At 70.0% G+C, this 16,864-nt stretch carries 14 protein-coding genes; 11 read left to right on the forward strand and 3 right to left on the reverse strand.

Features of this window, described 5'->3' with window-relative positions; genetic code table 11:
• From ACFWRV_RS30890 to ACFWRV_RS30920, 7 genes are all read left to right on the forward strand, one after another.
• On the forward strand, positions 1-2,497 hold a 2,497-nt coding region (locus ACFWRV_RS30890), incomplete at its 5' end, for an alpha/beta fold hydrolase (RefSeq protein WP_384339210.1).
• Between the two features lie 72 nt (positions 2,498-2,569).
• On the forward strand, positions 2,570-3,202 hold the full coding sequence (locus ACFWRV_RS30895; protein ID WP_384339211.1) for a DUF6875 domain-containing protein: 633 nt from the start codon (positions 2,570-2,572) through the stop codon (positions 3,200-3,202).
• Positions 3,203-3,206: 4 nt separating this feature from the next.
• On the forward strand, positions 3,207-4,100 hold the full coding sequence (locus ACFWRV_RS30900) for an alpha/beta hydrolase (protein WP_384339212.1): 894 nt from the start codon (positions 3,207-3,209) through the stop codon (positions 4,098-4,100).
• A complete protein-coding gene (locus ACFWRV_RS30905) occupies positions 4,097-4,939 on the forward strand; it encodes a tryptophan 2,3-dioxygenase (protein ID WP_384339213.1) in 843 nt (280 codons plus the stop codon). The genes ACFWRV_RS30900 and ACFWRV_RS30905 overlap by 4 nt, the downstream gene beginning before the upstream one ends.
• Before the next feature lie 73 nt (positions 4,940-5,012).
• On the forward strand, positions 5,013-6,275 hold the full coding sequence (locus ACFWRV_RS30910) for a kynureninase (protein ID WP_384339214.1): 1,263 nt from the start codon (positions 5,013-5,015) through the stop codon (positions 6,273-6,275).
• Between the two features lie 52 nt (positions 6,276-6,327).
• Positions 6,328-7,368 (forward strand): 3-hydroxy-D-kynurenine methyltransferase AcmL, encoded by a 1,041-nt coding sequence (gene acmL / locus ACFWRV_RS30915; RefSeq protein WP_384339215.1) that lies wholly within the window; start codon positions 6,328-6,330, stop codon positions 7,366-7,368.
• Between the two features lie 26 nt (positions 7,369-7,394).
• Complete coding sequence (locus ACFWRV_RS30920) at positions 7,395-8,687, forward strand: cytochrome P450 (RefSeq protein ID WP_384339216.1); 1,293 nt, start codon at positions 7,395-7,397, stop codon at positions 8,685-8,687.
• Positions 8,688-8,762: 75 nt separating this feature from the next.
• Here ACFWRV_RS30920 and ACFWRV_RS30925 read toward each other — a convergent pair whose 3' ends face one another.
• The 3 genes from ACFWRV_RS30925 to ACFWRV_RS30935 form a co-directional block, all read right to left on the reverse strand.
• Positions 8,763-8,969 (reverse strand): ferredoxin, encoded by a 207-nt coding sequence (locus tag ACFWRV_RS30925; RefSeq protein WP_360407211.1) that lies wholly within the window; start codon positions 8,967-8,969, stop codon positions 8,763-8,765.
• A gap of 28 nt (positions 8,970-8,997) precedes the next feature.
• Positions 8,998-9,645: an LmbU family transcriptional regulator gene (locus ACFWRV_RS30930; RefSeq protein ID WP_384339217.1), complete on the reverse strand. Its 648-nt coding sequence runs from the start codon at positions 9,643-9,645 to the stop codon at positions 8,998-9,000.
• Between the two features lie 225 nt (positions 9,646-9,870).
• Entirely contained in the window at positions 9,871-10,713 is an 843-nt protein-coding gene (locus tag ACFWRV_RS30935; protein ID WP_384339218.1) for a TetR/AcrR family transcriptional regulator, read from the reverse strand.
• Positions 10,714-10,827: 114 nt separating this feature from the next.
• On the opposite strand from ACFWRV_RS30935, the gene ACFWRV_RS30940 reads away from it, so the two are divergent.
• From ACFWRV_RS30940 to ACFWRV_RS30955, 4 genes are all read left to right on the forward strand, one after another.
• Positions 10,828-11,712, forward strand: coding sequence for a siderophore-interacting protein (locus ACFWRV_RS30940; RefSeq protein WP_384339219.1), 885 nt, complete (start codon positions 10,828-10,830; stop codon positions 11,710-11,712).
• A 79-nt stretch (positions 11,713-11,791) separates the two neighbouring features.
• Complete coding sequence (locus ACFWRV_RS30945; RefSeq protein ID WP_384339220.1) at positions 11,792-12,775, forward strand: ATP-binding cassette domain-containing protein; 984 nt, start codon at positions 11,792-11,794, stop codon at positions 12,773-12,775.
• The gene (locus tag ACFWRV_RS30950) at positions 12,765-13,532 is read left to right on the forward strand and encodes an ABC transporter permease (RefSeq protein ID WP_384339221.1); all 768 of its coding nucleotides are present in this window, start codon (positions 12,765-12,767) and stop codon (positions 13,530-13,532) included. The genes ACFWRV_RS30945 and ACFWRV_RS30950 overlap by 11 nt, the downstream gene beginning before the upstream one ends.
• A gap of 86 nt (positions 13,533-13,618) precedes the next feature.
• The gene (locus ACFWRV_RS30955; protein ID WP_384339222.1) at positions 13,619-15,889 is read left to right on the forward strand and encodes an ATP-binding cassette domain-containing protein; all 2,271 of its coding nucleotides are present in this window, start codon (positions 13,619-13,621) and stop codon (positions 15,887-15,889) included.
• Positions 15,890-16,864 lie beyond the last annotated feature (975 nt).

Genomic DNA, 16,864 nt, shown 5'->3' on the forward strand with positions numbered 1-16,864 from the left:
GGCGATCGGTCAGGCTGCCGTGGTCGCCCACCACGACCAGCCCGGCAGCACCCGCCTGATCGCCTACATCGTCCCCGACACCGACGAAACGCCGGGGGACGAGGAGGAGCGGGACCAGATCGGCGAGTGGCGGGATCTCTACGACTCGCTGTACTCAGCGCCCGGTTCGACGCTGGGCGAGGACTTCTCCGGCTGGAACAGCAGTTACGACGGCGAGCCGATCCCGCTGCCCGAGATGCGGGAGTGGCGTGCGGCCACGCTCGATCGGATCAGGGCGCTCCAGCCCGGCCGAGTCCTGGAGATCGGTGCCGGCACCGGCCTGCTGCTGTCCGGACTGGCCCTCGAGTGCGAGGAGTACTGGGGCACGGACTTCTCCCCGGTCGTCGTGGAGGAGCTGCGGCGGCACGTCGACGCCGATCCCGAACTGGCCCGGCGGGTCAGGCTCCGGGTGCAGGCCGCCCACGAGCACGGCGACCTTCCCCAGGGGCACTTCGACACGATCGTGCTCAACTCCGTGGCCCAGTACTTCCCGAACGGCGGATACCTGACGCAGGTCGTCGAGCAGGCCTTCCGCCTGCTCGCGCCCGGTGGCGCCCTGTTCCTCGGCGATCTGCGCAATCCGCGGTTGCTGCGGACCTTCGTCTCCGGTGTGCAGACGGCGCGTGCCGAGGACCCGGGCGACACGGCCGCGATCCGCCGGGCCGTCGAGCAGAGCCTGGTCCTGGAGAAGGAACTCCTCGTCGACCCTGAGTACTTCAGCGCCCTGGCCCACCACGTCCCCGACCTGGCGGGCACCGACATCCAGCTCAAGCGCGGCACCGCACACAACGAACTCACCCGATACCGCTACGACGCCACCCTCTACAAGACCGGCATCACCCCCTACCCCCTCGACGACGCCCCCACCCGCCCCTGGACCCGTGACCCGGGTGCCCTCGCCGATCATCTGGGCAGCGCGCGACCCGACCGGCTGCGCGTGACCGGGGTACCCCACGCGCGCATCGCGGCCGACCTCGCCGCACAGCGCGCGCTCGAGTCCGGGACGGCAACGGACGTCCGGGACACGGCCGGCGTCGATCCGCAGGACTTGCACCGCCTGGGCGAGAAGTACGGTTACTGGACGGCGATCAGCTGGAACGGGCACGACCCGGCCGCCCTCGATATCACGTACGTCAAGCGCGAACTGCTCGGCGAGGGGGTGCCCGTGGGTGCCTACGCGCCCACGGGTGCGGTCGGCCCCGGCGTGCCGCTCTCCTCCTGGACCACGAGTCCGGCCACCGGCCGGAGCACCGGCGCCCTGCTCATGGCCGTACGGGGGCACCTGCGCCGTCGGCTGCCCGAGTACATGCGCCCCGCCGTCGTCGTTCCGCTCGACCGGCTGCCGCTCACCTCGAACGGCAAGCTCGACCGTGCCGCGCTGCCGGCGCTCGAACCGGAGCCCGCCGACATCGGGCGGGCGCCGGCCACCCCGCAGGAGCAGGTGGTGTGCGAGCTGTTCGCGGAGGTCCTCGGCCGACCGGTGGTCGGTGTGAGCGAGGACTTCTTCGACCTGGGTGGGCACTCGCTGCTGGCCACCCGGCTGATGGCCCGGCTGCGCGCGGCCTTCGGCGTCGAGCTGGGCGTGCGGACCCTGTTCGAGGCGCCGACACCGGCGGGCATCGCGGCCCGGCTCGACGTCGACGACGCGGACGGCTCGTACGAGGTGATGCTGCCGCTGCGCACCGCGGGCAGCAGGCCGCCGCTGTTCTGTGTCCATCCGGGCGGAGGCATCAGCTGGTCCTACAGCGCGCTCATCAAGCACCTGGGGCCGCAGTACCCGCTGTACGGCATCCAGGCGCGCAGTCTGGCCCGGCCGGAACCCCGGCCCGCCAGCATCGAGGAGATGGCTGTGGACTACGCCGACGAGATCCAGAGGGTGCAGCCGCACGGGCCGTACCACCTGGCCGGCTGGTCGTTCGGCGGGCTGTGCGCGCACGCGCTGGCCGCCGAGTTCCAGCGGCGCGGCGAACCGGTGGCGCTGGTCGCGGTGCTCGACGTCATCCCCGACTGGCAGGGCCTCACCCATGCCGACGTGCCCGCCCCGGACGACCGGGTGATGCTGCTCTACCACGTGGGTCTCGTCGACGACGGCAGTCACCACCACGACGAGGAGATGACCTTCGCCAAGGCACGGGAGATCCTGCGCCGCCAGGGCAGTGTGCTGGCCAACCTGGAGGAGAACCGGCTCACGACGATCACCGAGATCTCGGCGAACAACACCCATCTGACCGTCGACTACCGGCCCGGCCCGATCGACGGAGACCTGCTGCTGATCGCCTGCTCGGAGGAGCAGGACCCGCCGGTGAGCCCCGGCGCTTGGCAGCCGTACGTGCGCGGCTCCGTCGAGGCCCATGTGGTGCCCGGCGACCACGGGTCGATGCTGACCCGCCCGGACACACTGGCCGAGATCGGCCGCATCCTCTCGGCCAAGCTCCACGACCTCACCGGCGACGAGTGACCTTCGCGGGGCCGCCCACCAGGAACCCGCCGTCCGCTGTCCGCGAGGACCGACACCCGAGGACTGACACTGATGTTGACCGACGTGCTCTCCATCGACGTGGCCAAGGCCCTGGCCGCCGTGGACGAATGGCTGAGCGAGTACATCCGCCGACCGCACGGCGAACTCGGACGCACCGGCCCGGTGTGCCCGTTCGTCGAACCCGCCCAGCGTGCCGACGCGCTGGAGATCCGCGTCAGACTGGTCGGCCCCACCCCGAGCCAGACCCTGATCGACGAACTCGTCCGCTGCGGCCTCGACGAGTTCAGCGAGGTCGACTGGAAGTCCGGCAACCCGAATCTGCGCTCGTTGCTGCTCGTCCTGCCGGACCTGCCGGCCGAGCACCTGCACCTGTTGGACGCGGCGCACAGCGCGCTGAAGCCGGAGAGTGTGCGGCGGGGGTTGATGATCGCGCAGTTCCACGAGAAGTGCGAGGAGAAGGCCGCCCGCAATCCGGCGTTCGAGGTGAGCCACGCACCGGTGCCGATGATGGCGGTGCGGTCGATGGCGATCCACGACGTGCTGTTCCTGGCCGACCGGCGGGAGTGGTTCGAGGAGTACGCGAGCCGTTTCGGAGCCCGCTACCGCAGCGGCTCGCACGGCATCGACCCGCTGCTGACCGAGGTGTACGAGCGGGCCCGTGCCGCCTACCCTCCGGGGAGCTGAGCGCATGCGCGACGCACCGCCGGCCGGAGCTGCCGTGTACCGGGGCATGGACCAGGCCACGCTGGACCGGCAGTACTCGCCGAGTTCCCGCGTGGCGAGCCTGAACGCCTACCTGCGCGAGTACGAGCGGCTGAGCGAGGCCGCCCGCCGGGCCCATCCGGTGCGGACCTCTCTCGCCTACGGTCCCCACCCGGCGGAGAAACTCGACTACTTCCACGGACCGGGAGCCGGACGGGCACCGCTGCTGGTGTTCGTGCACGGCGGGAACTGGCAGGCACTCGGCCGCGCCGAATCGGCCTTCCCGGTGCCGCCGCTGCTGGCCGCCGGCGCGGCGGTCGCGGTGATCGAGTACGGGCTGGCGCCGGACGTTGGCCTGGACGCCATGGCGGGCATGGTGCGCCGGGCCGTGGACTGGCTGCTGCGGCACGCGGACGGGCTCGGGTTCGCCCCGGACCGCCTCCATCTGTGCGGCACCTCGGCCGGTGCGCACCTGGCCGCCATGGCCCTGCTGCCCGACGCGTCGGCCGGCCCGGACGTGTCCGGCCGGATCGCCGGGGCGGTGCTGCTCAGCGGCATGTACGACCTGGAGCCGGTCCGCCTGTCCTATGTCAACGACGCTCTGCGGCTGGACGAGGCCGCGGCCCGCCGCAACAGCCCGATCCTTCGGCTGCCGGCTCGGCTGCCCGAGACGGTGGTCGCCCGCGGCGGGAACGAGACCGAGGAGTACGTCCGCCAGCACGACCGGATGGTGACGGCGCTGGCTCCCCGGGCAGCGGTGACGGAGGTCATCGCCGATCGGCGCGACCACTTCGACCTCCCCTACGACCTGGGCGTGCCGGGCACCGGGCTGGGCGATGCGGTGCTGGCGCAGATGAAACTGGAAGGAACGACCGCATGACCACCGAACAGACCACCCGGGGCCCCGCCTGCCCGCTGTCCGTCGGATCCCCGTCGGACACCACCCCGTACGCCCACTACGCGCGGATGGACGAGCTGCTGGCGTTGCAGCATCCGCTCAGCTCGGCCCGTACCGAGCCGGGGTTCATCATCATGAGCCAGGTCAAGGAGCTGCTGTTCAAGCTGCTGCACACCGAATTCAGCACAGCCCGCGACCAGTTGGCGGACAACCTGCTCGACGAAGCGCTGTGGACGCTGCGCCGGGCCACGCGGGTGCAACAGGTGCTGCTGGTCTCGTGGGAGACGTTCTCCGTGCTGTCCCCGGTGGAGTTCGCCGAGTTCCGGGACGTCCTGGGGTCGGCCTCCGGCTTCCAGTCGGCCGGCTACCGGCGCCTGGAGTTCCTGCTCGGCAACAAGGACCCCGCGATGGCCGCGCCGCACCGGAACACGGCGGGCTACGACGCGGTGGTCGGCCAGCTGCACGAGCCGAGCCTGTACGACGCCGCGCTCGCGCTGCTGGCGCGCCGCGGGCTGCTCACGTCGGACGACTCCACGGACCGGGACGTCACCCGGCCGTACCGCGGCGGCGAGGAGGTCGAGGAGGCCTGGCGGTCGATCTACCGGGACCCCGTTCGCCATCGCGACCTGCATCTGCTCGCCGAGGCGCTGATGGACACCGCCGACCAGTTCGCGCGCTGGCGCTACACCCACCTGGTGACCGTGCAGCGGATGCTGGGCGCCAAGCCCGGGACCGGCGGCACCGAAGGCGTGGCCTGGCTCGCCCGGATCAGCGAGCACCGATTCTTCCCGGAACTGTGGTCGGTGCGCTCCACGCTCTGACCAGGCGTCCACGGTCTCCCCGCGGACGGCCGGGGCACGCGGACACGGACGACACGAGACAGAAGGAGGGCCGATGGTGAGCGGGATCCCGCGCACGGTGGCCGAGGAACTGGACGCGGCCGATCCGCTCGCCGCGTTCCGCGAGCGGTTCGTCATCGCCGATCCGGAGCTGATCTACCTGGACGGCAACTCGCTGGGCCCGCTGCCCGCGGCCACGCCGGATGTGCTGCGGGAGGTGGTCGAGGAGGGCTGGGGCGGGGGACTGGTGCGGTCGTGGCAGGGCTGGATCGACTGGGGCGCCCGGCTCGGCGACCGCCTAGCCGAGCACGTACTCGGCGCCGCACCCGGCGAGGTGGTGATCTCCGACTCCACGTCGGTCAACCTCTACAAGCTGGCTGCCGCCGCCCTGGACGCGGCACCGGGGCGCGGCACCGTCCTGATGGACGCCGAGGATTTCCCCACCAACCGGTACATCGTCCAGGGTCTGGCCGAACAGCGCGGGCTGCGGCTGGTGCGGCTGCCGTCCGAACTCGACGGCGGCCTCGACCTCGACGCGCTGCGCTCGGCACTGAACGGTGACGTCGTGCTGGTGGTGCTGTCCCTGGTGTCCTACCGGAGCGGCGCGCTGCTAGACATGGCGCAGGTGAACGACCTGGCCCACGCGGTCGGCGCGCGGGTGGTGTGGGACGTGTCGCACGCCGCCGGAGCCGTCCCCGTCGACCTGGCCGGCGCTGGTGCGGAACTCGCCGTCGGCTGCACCTACAAGTACCTCAACGGCGGCCCGGGTTCACCTGCCTTCCTCTATGTGCGGCGCGACCTGCAGTCCCGGCTGCGGCAGCCGGTATGGGGCTGGTACGGGCAGCGCGGGCAGTTCGAGATGGGGCCCGACTACGACCCGGTGCCGGGCATCGAGCGGTTCCTGGTGAGCACCCCGCCGCTGGTGTCGCTGGCGGCGATCGATCCCGCCCTCGCCCTGGTCGAGGAGGCCGGCCTGGCACGGATCCGGGCCAAGGGGCTGCGGCTGGGCCGGCTGGCCGACGATCTGGCGGACGCCTGGCTCACTCCGCTGGGCTTCCGGCCCGCCTCGCCCCGCCCGCCGGAGCGGCGCGGTTCGCATCTGTCCCTGTACCACCCCGACGCCTGGCGGATCTGCCAGGCGCTGGCCGCGGACGCGAAGGTCGTCTGCGACTACCGGGTCCCGGACCGGCTGCGTATCGGTCTGTCCCCCCTGGTCACCCGGTTCACCGACGTCTGGGACGCGTTGGCCCGTATGCGCGACGTCGTGGCCGAGGGCGCCTACGCCTCCCGGCCCGCCGGCCTCGCCCGGGTGACCTGACCTCCACCTCCCTGCACACCACCCTTTCCACCTCAGCCGATTCGGAGTGCCCATGCCTCACGCGTCCCCGCTCACCACCGACGGACTGGTACAGATCCTGTTCGGCTCCTCGGCCTTCCAGATGCTCCGTGCGGGCAGCGACCTGGGCCTGTTCACCCTGTTGCACCGGCGACCGGGCCTGACCCCGCCGGACATCGGCCGGGAACTCGGCCTGGAGGATCGGCCGGTGCAGATCCTGCTGCTTGGCACCACCGCTCTCGGACTGACCGTGCGTCAGGGTGACGGCTACGAGAACGCCGACGTCCTGAACGGGTTCTTCGCGGAGGGCGCCTGGGAGATCATCGAGGATCTCGTCGAGTACGAGGAGCAAATCGTCCGGCCCGCCGAGGTGGACTTCATCGCCTCGCTGCGCGAGAACACCAACGTCGGCCTGCGACGGATCAAGGGTACGGGGGAGGACCTCTACCACCGGCTGTCCGCGGACCCCGAGCTGGAGCAGTTGTTCTACCGCTGCATGCGATCCTGGTCCCGGCTGTCCAACCCCGTGCTGGTCGAGAAGGCCGACCTCACCGGAGTGCGGCGCGTGCTCGACGTGGGGGGCGGCGACGGCGTCAACGCCATCGCCCTCGCGCAGGCCAACCCCGGCGTGGAGTTCACCGTCCTGGACCTGCCCGGCACGGTGGAGATCGCCCGCAAGAAGATCGCCGAGCACGGCCTGTCCGACCGGATCTCCGTGCGAGCCGCGGACATCTTCGCCGACACCTACCCGACAGGCCACGACTGCGTGCTCTTCGCCAACCAGCTCGTGATCTGGTCGCCGCAGGAGAACATACGGCTGCTGGGCAAGGCGCACGCGGCGCTGCCGGACGGCGGGCGGGTGCTGGTGTTCAACGCCATGTCCGACGACAGCGGGGACGGCCCGCTGTACGCGGCCCTGGACAACGTGTACTTCGCGACGCTGCCGGCTCCCAGCAGCACGATCTACCGGTGGGGCCAGTACGAGGAGTGGTTCGCCGCGGCCGGGTTCGTGAAGCCCGAGCGGCTGCCCGGCGGCCAGTGGACGCCGCACGGCGTGATCAGCGCGGTCAAGTGACGCCCCAGCGAGTATCGGAGCCGACCATGTCTTCCACGTTCCAGGACGCCCCGTCGCCCGGCGGAGGAGCGGCGTGCCCCGCCGGCCCGCACATGATGGACCCCGACCTGCTCGCGGACCCCTTCGGCGGTTACGGCCGGCTGCGCGAGCAGGGCCCGGTCGTCCGCGGCCGGTTCGTGGACGGCACTCCGGTGTGGTTCGTGACCCGCTACGACGACGTCCGTGGCGTGCTGCGCGACCCACGGTTCGTCAACACCCCCTCCCACGTGCCCGGCGCACAGGGCGCGGATCCGCGTGAGGGGATGATGGAACTGCTCAAGGTCCCCGAGCACTTACGGATCTACCTGCTCGGATCCATCCTGGACAGCGACCCGCCGGACCATCCGAGGCTGCGCCGCCTGGTGAGCCGGGCGTTCACGGCCCGCCGTATCCTCGATCTGCGTCCCGCCATCGAAGAGATCGCCGACCGGCTGCTCGCCGAACTGCCCCACCGGGCGCAGGACGGCACGGTGGACCTGCTGGAGCACTACGCCTACCCCCTGTCGATCACGGTGATCTGCCGGCTCGTCGGGATCCCCGCCGTCGACCTTGAGCGGTGGCGGGAGTGGGGCGGGGACCTCGTGTCGATGCGGCCCGAACGCCTACAGCACTCTTTTCCTGTGATGATCGACTACTGCCATCAACTGATCGAACAGCGTCGCGCCGCGCTCAGGGACGATCTGCTGAGCGAGCTGATCCGGGCACAGGACGACGACGGCGGACGGTTCAGCGACGCGGAGATGGTCACCATGGTGCTCACCCTGGTGCTGGCCGGCCATGAGACGAGCACGCATCTGATCGGCAACGGCACCGTGGCCCTGCTCACCCATCCCGATCAGCTGGCCCGGCTCAGGGAGAACCCGGCGCTGTTCCCGAGAGCGGTGCACGAGCTGATGCGCTGGTGCGGCTCGGTGCAGGTGGCCCGACTGCGCTACGCAGTCGAGGACGTGCAGATAGCCGGCACGCGCATCGCCCGCGGTGACGCGGTCCAGCCGGTTCTGGTGTCCGCCAACTTCGACCCGCGGCACTACACCGATCCGGACCGGCTTCACCTGACACGTCAGCCGGACGGGCAGGCCGAGAACCACGTGGGCTTCGGCCACGGCATCCACTACTGCCTGGGTGCGACACTGGCCCGGCAGGAGGGCGAGGTGGCGCTCGCCCGGCTGCTGGCCCGCTACCCGGACCTCGCACTCGCTGACGGCGATCCGGAGCACGACCGTGCCCGGCTGCCGGGCAGCTGGCGGCTGAACGTGTTGCGCCTGCGGCTCGGAGCATGATCCGACCGCAGCGCTGAGGGCTCCACGGTCTGCACCGTGGAGCCCTCAGCCCCGGGGGTGGCGAGAGTGGTGCCGTCAGGCATCAGGCGGGTCGTTCCCCACGGCGATGGCCTGGACGGGGCAGGACAGCGCGGCCTGGGTGACCTGCCGCGGGGTCGCCGTCCGCGCCCCGTCGGGTACGAGCGCGGCGAACCCGTCGTCGTCCTGGGTGAACACGGCGGGTGCCGTCAGGGTGCACTGCCCGGACCCGATACAGGTGCCGTGGTCGATGCGGATCTTCATGGGGGGTCTCCGGTGGTCGGGCGGCGGGTCATTGACCGAGCTCGTGCGCGGTGGCACGGTCGAGCGTCAACAGGACCCACTCCTCGAAGTCTCGGTCTCCCCTCGATGCGGCTTCCCGCCAGCGCTGGACATGGTCACAGGGGGCGCTGATCCTCAGCAGGCTGGCGCGGGCGGGACCGGCAGGTGGGGTCCCTCTGCGGCTTTCTCGCAGCCGCAGCCGAAACTGGTTCCGCGACCAGCCGTGCTGCTCCGCCTGGTCGAGCCAGGTGTCAGCCTCCGCCGGCGGTAGGGAGGCGACCTCGGCGTGGTGGCCGAAGCTCAGTGCTTCGCGCCGACGCCCGAGCTCGAAGTGGCGAGCCACCCAGGCGTAGTTGCGCAGCGTCTGGTAGTCGAGCCCCGCGGCCTGCACTCCGGTCTGGTAGCGGTCGGCGTAGCGGTCCTGGCCGTAGACGAGCCAGTCGCCCAGGCACCAGGCGGAGGAGTCGGCGATCTGGAAGATGCGCTGCCCGGCCTTCTCCCATCGGTCGTAGGTGAGACTCGTCGGTATCTTGAGGCCGACCCGGGTGCTGAAGATTCGTTCCTGCCCGCCCGGTCTGCCTGGGTGAGCAGCCTCGGCCGCTGGGCGGCTGACCGGTAGTCGACGGTCACTGCGGTCGTACTTGGCGATGTGCTGCACCGGCTTTCTCCTGAAATCGGGGCATGATGCATCTCGTACCATTCATCGCACCCTCGAGCCATCAAGGGCGCAAGCTCAACAAACGGTAGTCACCGTCCGAGACACCGTCACCAATACTTCCGGCCGGAGATGGCTGATTGGGGTACAACAGGCTTTGATGCCGATCGTTTCGGGAGCGCGGCACGTGCCGGATAATGCGGGCCCGCCCGGGCTTGCACGAAACCGTCAGGGGGTGCCGGCCGGGGCGTGGAGCGTGCCGTCGGAGCACGTCCGCACCGCCGCCTCGACGCCGTCGAGGATCAGTTCCAGGCCCACCCGGAACGCCTCCCTCCCCTCCTGTTCCATGTGTGACGCGGCGCCACCCGCCTCCGCCTCGGTCATGGCGGCGAGACTCGCGGTCGACTCCAGGGCCGCGAGGGCTGGGAAGCGTTCGGTGAAGTCCGGCGCGAACTCCGCCATCAGCGCGGACCGTTGCGCCCACCACTCCTCATCGGGCACCCCGGTCTCCGGCGCCGCCTGCCGGTGTTCCGCCGCGATCAGGGCCATACTCCGCACGAACTGGAACAACGCCCCGATGACCCGTCTGGCGTGCAGGGGTTTCAGGCCGATTCCGCCCAGGATCCGCACCACCGTCTCCAGCCGCGCGTACTCGTTCGGCCCGAGTACGGGACGGGCCTGCGAGACCTGGAGCACCCAGGGGTGGCGCAGGTAGAACGCCCAGGCGTCGTCGGCCCAGGTGGTGATCGCCGGGCGCCATCCCGTACTCGTGTCGTACTCCGTGGGCAGTTCGGCCAGCACCCGGTCGTGCATGAGGTCGACCAGTTCGCTCTTGCTCGGCACGTACGTGTAGAGCGCCATGGCGGTCCGGCCGAGCCGGGTTCCGACCGCCCGCATGGATAGGGCCGCCATTCCCTGTTCGTCCGCCACCGCGACACCCGCGGCCACGATCGTGTCCACGTCGAGTCCGGGTTTGGGACCGGGTTTAGGGGCAGGCCCGCCCAATTCGCCCGATCGCCAGAGCAGAGACATGGATCGGCGTGCATCGCCCTGTCCGGCGAAAACAACCACCTTGCAACTCCTTGCTGCATAAAGTAACCTCACCGGCGCATCTATTTACGCTGTAAGTATATCAGCTGGGTGTCCGCCCACCCTGGTATGCCGTACCTTCGTGGAAGGTTTTCGATGGCAGAGCTCCCCGTCACATTCATCCAGGTCACCGACATCACACGCATCACACCGCGGATGGCCCGCGTGACGTTCGAGGCCGACCTCCTCGACGACTCCGTCGGCCTGACCCCGGACCAGCAGCTCAAGCTCTGCTTCCCCCGGGCCGGCCAGTCGCGCCCCGTCCTGCCGGAGCAGAGCGACGACGCGACGGGCTGGTACCAGGCATTTCTGGCCATTCCGGAGGGTGAGCGGCCCTGGATGCGCAGCTTCACCCTCCGTCGGCGCGTGCCCGGGACGAACACCGTCGAGGTGGATTTCGTCCTGCACGGCGACAGCGGCCCGGCCAGCGCCTGGGCCGGCTCCGCCCGCCCAGGCGATCGGCTCGGCATGGTCGGCCCCTCCGCGCTCTACGCCGGACCGGTCTCCCTGACGGACTCGATCACCTCCGCCGACTGGCTGCTGATCGCCGGCGACGAGACTGCACTGCCCGCCATCGCCACCCTGCTGGAGGCCTTGCCCGAGCGGACCTGCGCCCAGGTCTTCATCGAGGTAGCCGAACGCGCCGAGCAGCAGACCTTCCGGACGGCGGGCGACGTCACCCTGCACTGGCTGTACCGCGACGGAACCCAGGCCGGCCGCAGCGAAGCCCTGGCCGACGCCGTCCGCGGCGCCGAGTTCCCGCCCGGGCACCCCTTCGCCTGGCTGGCCGGCGAGGCGGGTGTCGTCCGGGCCCTGCGGCGCCACCTGGTCAACGACCGGGGGCTCGACAAGCGCGCGATCGACTTCAGCGGCTACTGGCGCGTCAAGCTCACCCAGGATGACGCCCCGACCGCCGACGACATGGCCGAGGCACAGGAGCGCCTCGCCGAATACCAGGCGGCGGCCGATGGCCAGTCCTGACGAGTCACGCGCCGGAGCCGGTATCCCCGCCGGGCGCCGCGAGTCGGCCGGACCACCGCCGGGCCGAGAGGAGGACTTCATGATCACAGTACGAGGGCTCGCTCGCCGGTTCACCGTGCGCGGCCAAAGTGTCGAAGCGGTCAAAGGAATTGACTTCGACGTGGCGCCTGGGGAGGTGGTCGGGTTCCTCGGCCCCAACGGAGCGGGCAAGACCACGACCTTACGGATGCTCACGACCCTGCTGCGCCCCACCGGCGGAACTGGAACCGTGGCCGGCTGCGACCTGCTGACGGACCCCCAGGGCGTCCGGCGCAGGATCGGCTGCGTCCACCAAGGCGGCGCCACTTGGCCCGAGTCCAGGGTCGCCGAGGAGATCGAATTCCAGGCCCGGCTCTACGGCCTGTCCCGGTCCGAGGCCAGACGGCGCGGGGCCCTGCTCGCCGAGCGGCTCGACCTCGCCGGACTGGACCAGCGCCCCGTCAAGACGCTCTCCGGCGGTCAGCGCCGCCGGCTCGACATCGCTCTCGGACTGGTCCACGAACCGACGCTCGTCTTCCTCGACGAGCCCACCACCGGCCTTGATCCGCAGAGCAGGGCCAACCTCTGGGACCACGTCCGCCGCCTGCGCTCCGAGCAGGGCACGACTGTCTTCCTCACCACGCACTACCTCGACGAGGCGGACACGCTGTGCGACCGGATCCTCGTCACTGACCACGGCACGATCGTCGCCGAGGGAACCCCCGACGCACTCAAGGCCCGGGTCGCCGGCGACGCGATCACCATCGAGGTGGCCGACCAGGTCGCGGAGGCGGCCGATGTCGCCGGGCGGCTGACCGGGGCGACCGAGGTGAGCGTCGACGGCGACACCGTGCGCTTCCGGGTGCCCCGCGGCGACGCCGCCCTGCCGGAACTGCTGCGCACCCTCGACGGCCGGGGGATCACCATGGCCTCGGTCAAGGTCAACCGGCCAACCCTCGACGACGTGTTCCTCAGCCTGACCGGACGCTCCCTGCGGGATGGCGACCCCGCGCCCCAGGCCAGGGAGGCCGCCCATGCTGCGTGACACCCAACTGATCTTCGTGCGGGACATGAAGCTCGCGCTGCGCAGCCCGACCTGGCTGCTCATCGGGATCATGCAGCCGCTCCTGTACCTGTTCCTCTTCGGACCCCTCATGGTGTCCGTGGTCGACAACACCCCCGGGTTCCCGCCCGGCGGCGCCTGGGAGGTCCTCACCCCGGCCCTCATCGTCCAGACGGCACTGTTCAGCGGCGCCTTCGCCGGGGTGGGACTGCTGACCGAGTACCGGGTCGGCGTCGTCGACCGCTTCCGCGGCACGCCCGCGAGCAGGGCCGCCCTGCTGTTCGGCAAGGTCTTGGCCCAAGCAGTGCAAGCCACCGCGCAGTCCGTACTGATCGTGCTGGTGACGCTGCTCGTCTTCGACCTCGACGCCTCACTGAGCGGGCTGCTGCTCAGCCTGGCGATCGCCGCGGTTCTGGCCATCACGCTGTCCTCGGGATCGTACGCACTGGCGATGGTCCTTAAGAGCGAGGCCGCGTTCCCCGCGCTGATGAACGCCGTGCTCCTGCCGCTCCTGCTGCTCTCCGGCGTGCTCCTGCCGGTCTCCGAGCAACTGGCGCCCGGCTGGCTGTACAACCTGGCCCGGATCAACCCCCTGACCCACGTGGTCGACGCTGAACGTGCGGCGTTCCGGGGGGACATGAGCGCCACGGAGCTACTGACCGGCTCCCTCGTGCTGCTGGTCATGGCCGTCCTCGCCCTGCTGTGGGGAACACGGACCTTCCGCAAGGAGAACGCCTGACGGCACCGCCCGCAGGCCCACCCGAGACCGGGCTCCCCCTTACATCCCCCGGAGGGGGAGCCCACCCGCACCAGCAAGGAGCACACATGAGGACCGACGCCATCAAGGTGACCGGTGCCAGGGAGAACAACCTCAAGAACGTCTCGCTTCGGATCCCGAGACAGCAACTGACCGTCTTCACCGGTGTCTCCGGCTCGGGCAAGTCGTCCCTGGTGTTCGACACCCTCGCGGCCGAGGCCCAGCGGCAGCTCAACGAGACCTTCAGCGCCTTCGTCCGGACCTTCCTGCCCGACCACGGGCGGCCGGACATGGACGCCGTCGAGAACATCTCCGCAGCCGTCGTCATCAACCAGAAACGCCTGGGCGGCAACCCGCGCTCCACCGTCGGCACGGTCACCGACATCAACCCGCTGCTGCGTCTGCTGTTCTCCCGGGCCGGTGATCCCGCGGGCCTGTCACCGAGCGCGTTCTCCTTCAACGACCCCCAGGGCATGTGTCCCACCTGTGAGGGCCTCGGCACGACCGTCCGCCTCGACCTCGACGCGTTCCTCGACCGCGCCAGGTCCCTGAACCAAGGCGCGCTGCTGCACCCGGACTTCTCCTCCGACAGCTGGTACTGGCTGAGCTATGTGGAGTCCGGCCTGTTCGACAACGACAAGCCGCTGGCCGACTTCACCGAGCGGGAATGGCAGCTGCTGCTGCACGGCGAACTGCCGAACAAGCTCCCCCTCCTCTGGCAAGGCAACACCCTTAACGTTCGTTACGAGGGCCTCGCCGACAAGTTCACCCGGCTCTACGTCAAGAAGGAGGACATGTCCGAACGTGGCCGCCGGGTGTTCCAGCGGTTCGCCCGCACCGCCTCCTGCCCCGACTGCGACAGCACCCGCCTCGCGCCCGCCGCGCTGGCCACCCGGATCGGCGGCCACCACATCGCGGACCTCACCGCGATGGAGGCACAGCACCTCGCAGCCGTCCTGGCGGAGCTGGACCTGCCGCAGGTGAAACCGGTCCTGGACGACCTGACCAGCCATCTGCACCACCTGGTCGACATCGGACTCGGCTACCTGAGCCTGGACCGGGAGACCCGCACGCTCTCGGGTGGCGAGTCCCAGCGGATCAAGATGGTCCGGCATCTGTCCAGCAGTCTCACCGAGATGCTGTACGTGTTCGACGAGCCGAGCGTCGGCCTGCACCCCCGGGACGTGCACCGGCTCAAGGAACTCCTCATCGCGTTGCGGGACAAGGGCAACACGGTGCTCGTGGTCGAGCACGACCCCGACGTCATGGCCATCGCGGACCATGTGGTCGACATGGGACCGAAAGCCGGGATGCTCGGCGGCGAAGTGGTTTTCGAGGGCAGCTTCGACGCACTCACCCGTGCCGACACCCTTACCGGGCGCCATCTCCAGCACCGACTGCCTCTCAAGACCGAACCCCGGCGCGCCACCGGGACGCTCACCGTCACCGACGCGACGAGCCACAACCTCAAGAACGTGACGGTCGGCTTCCCCACCGGCGTCCTGACGGTCCTCACCGGCGTGGCCGGATCGGGCAAGAGCACGCTGGTCAACGACGAGTTTCTCAGCCGGTACCCCGACGCGATCGTCATCGACCAGTCGGCGGTGAACACCAGCCGACGCTCCAACACCGCCACCTACACGGGCCTGATGGACCCGATCCGTAAACTTTTCGCCAACGCCAACAAGGTCAGCGCCTCCCTGTTCAGCGCCAACTCCAAGGGCGCATGCCCCAACTGCCAGGGGCTCGGCGTCCTCTACACCGACCTGGCGTTCATGGACACGCTGAAGTCGGTGTGCGAGGTCTGCCGAGGCCGCCGTTTCTCCGAGGACGTCCTCGGCTACCGCCTGCGGGGCAGGTCCATCAGCGACGTCCTGGAGATGACGACGGCCGAGGCGGCGGACTTCTTCACGGAGCCCAAGCTCCGCCCCGTCCTGCACGCCCTGAACGAGGTGGGGCTGGACTACCTCCGCCTCGGCCAGCCGCTCAGCACCCTGTCCGGCGGCGAGTGCCAGCGCCTCAAGCTCGCGGCCGACCTGCACCGCGTCGGAAGCGTCTACGTCATGGATGAACCCACCACGGGCCTGCACATGTCGGATGTCCACCGCCTCCTCGGCATCGTCGAGCGCCTCGTCGACCAGGGCAACACCGTCATCGTCATCGAGCACAACCTCGACGTCGTCAGGAGCGCCGACTGGATCATCGACCTCGGCCCCGAAGGGGGCAGCGGCGGCGGACGAATCCTGTTCGAAGGAACTCCGGCCGATCTTCTGAAGGCCACCGGCTCCCACACCGCCGCGCACCTCCGCCAGGACCTCTCGCATGCGGGCCGCGTCTGATCATCGGGGGCCGTGGCGGCAACGTCGTGAGCCGACGTGCTCGTCGCGCCGGATGTGGTGAAGGACGAGAACGGCCTTCACCACGTCGGTGATCCGGGACGACGGTCTCTGCCGGAGCGGTTCGGGGTGTCAGCAGCGATTCGGTCGATCGGCAGCAGAGTGCCGTAGAGGATTACCAAGGCCAGGCGGCTCGCGGTCCGCATGACCTGGGCCGGGGGGAGCGAGCGTGGCTCAGGAGTATCGCCCCCACACGTGCTCCGGATCACCCGCGCCTCAGTCCTGCGGGAAGCCGGAGAGTCCGTAGTGACTCTGGCCCGGTGGCTCGGACACGCCTCGCCGGCGATCACCCTCGGTTACTATGCTCACTTCATGCCGGAGGCTGGCAGCAAGGGGCGCGGTGCCGTCGACGGTCTGCTGGGGGAGAGGGGAGACCGGCTCAACAGCCGAAACCGCCCTGATTTGCGCCAGGGTCATCGACCGCAGGGTTTAGCCTCGACGCTCCAGAGAAGCGGTCCGTGAAGTGCGAGGCCAATGAGATGGGTGGCCTGGGAAAGTACTGGAAGAAGTCGTAGCGATCCGCTATGTCACGCCCCTGCGGGAGGGCGGTTCGCTCTCGGGCATCGTCGAGGCCGACGATCTCGGTACGTATGTAATGAAGGTGTCTGCCGGGTGTCGCTGAGCTGCATTGATGCCGTTGCACCTACTTCTGACCTGCGCTGACGAGTCTTTCAGCTCTTTCGGGATCTTGTTGCGTCCCGCGGTCGATTCTCCCCACGCGCTCCCCGGGATCATCGATACTCCCCAGATCCTCTCCAGGAAGTGCCGTTGCGGCTGGTCGTGGTGGCAGGGGCGGAGGCGCTGCCACAGGGCACGCTGAGTGACTGCCTGCGAGGGCAGGGCAGAAGCCTGGCGACGAGCCATGATCATGCACCTGCCGCCTGCACGCAGGCCCGGCAACCTGTCGAGGTTGCCGGG

The sequence above is a fragment of the Streptomyces sp. NPDC058576 genome (assembly GCF_042718715.1).
Lineage (GTDB): Bacteria > Actinomycetota > Actinomycetes > Streptomycetales > Streptomycetaceae > Streptomyces.

Bases quoted from the DNA above. Each gene is read 5' to 3' on its own strand.
- ACFWRV_RS30895 (WP_384339211.1), top strand. From the start codon at position 2,570: ATGTTGACCGACGTGCTCTCCATCGACGTGGCCAAGGCCCTGGCCGCC.
- ACFWRV_RS30900 (WP_384339212.1), top strand. From the start codon at position 3,207: ATGCGCGACGCACCGCCGGCCGGAGCTGCCGTGTACCGGGGCATGGAC.
- ACFWRV_RS30905 (WP_384339213.1), top strand. From the start codon at position 4,097: ATGACCACCGAACAGACCACCCGGGGCCCCGCCTGCCCGCTGTCCGTC.
- ACFWRV_RS30910 (WP_384339214.1), top strand. From the start codon at position 5,013: ATGGTGAGCGGGATCCCGCGCACGGTGGCCGAGGAACTGGACGCGGCC.
- acmL (WP_384339215.1), top strand. From the start codon at position 6,328: ATGCCTCACGCGTCCCCGCTCACCACCGACGGACTGGTACAGATCCTG.
- ACFWRV_RS30920 (WP_384339216.1), top strand. From the start codon at position 7,395: ATGTCTTCCACGTTCCAGGACGCCCCGTCGCCCGGCGGAGGAGCGGCG.
- ACFWRV_RS30925 (WP_360407211.1), bottom strand. From the start codon at position 8,969: ATGAAGATCCGCATCGACCACGGCACCTGTATCGGGTCCGGGCAGTGC.
- ACFWRV_RS30940 (WP_384339219.1), top strand. From the start codon at position 10,828: ATGGCAGAGCTCCCCGTCACATTCATCCAGGTCACCGACATCACACGC.
- ACFWRV_RS30945 (WP_384339220.1), top strand. From the start codon at position 11,792: ATGATCACAGTACGAGGGCTCGCTCGCCGGTTCACCGTGCGCGGCCAA.
- ACFWRV_RS30950 (WP_384339221.1), top strand. From the start codon at position 12,765: ATGCTGCGTGACACCCAACTGATCTTCGTGCGGGACATGAAGCTCGCG.
- ACFWRV_RS30955 (WP_384339222.1), top strand. From the start codon at position 13,619: ATGAGGACCGACGCCATCAAGGTGACCGGTGCCAGGGAGAACAACCTC.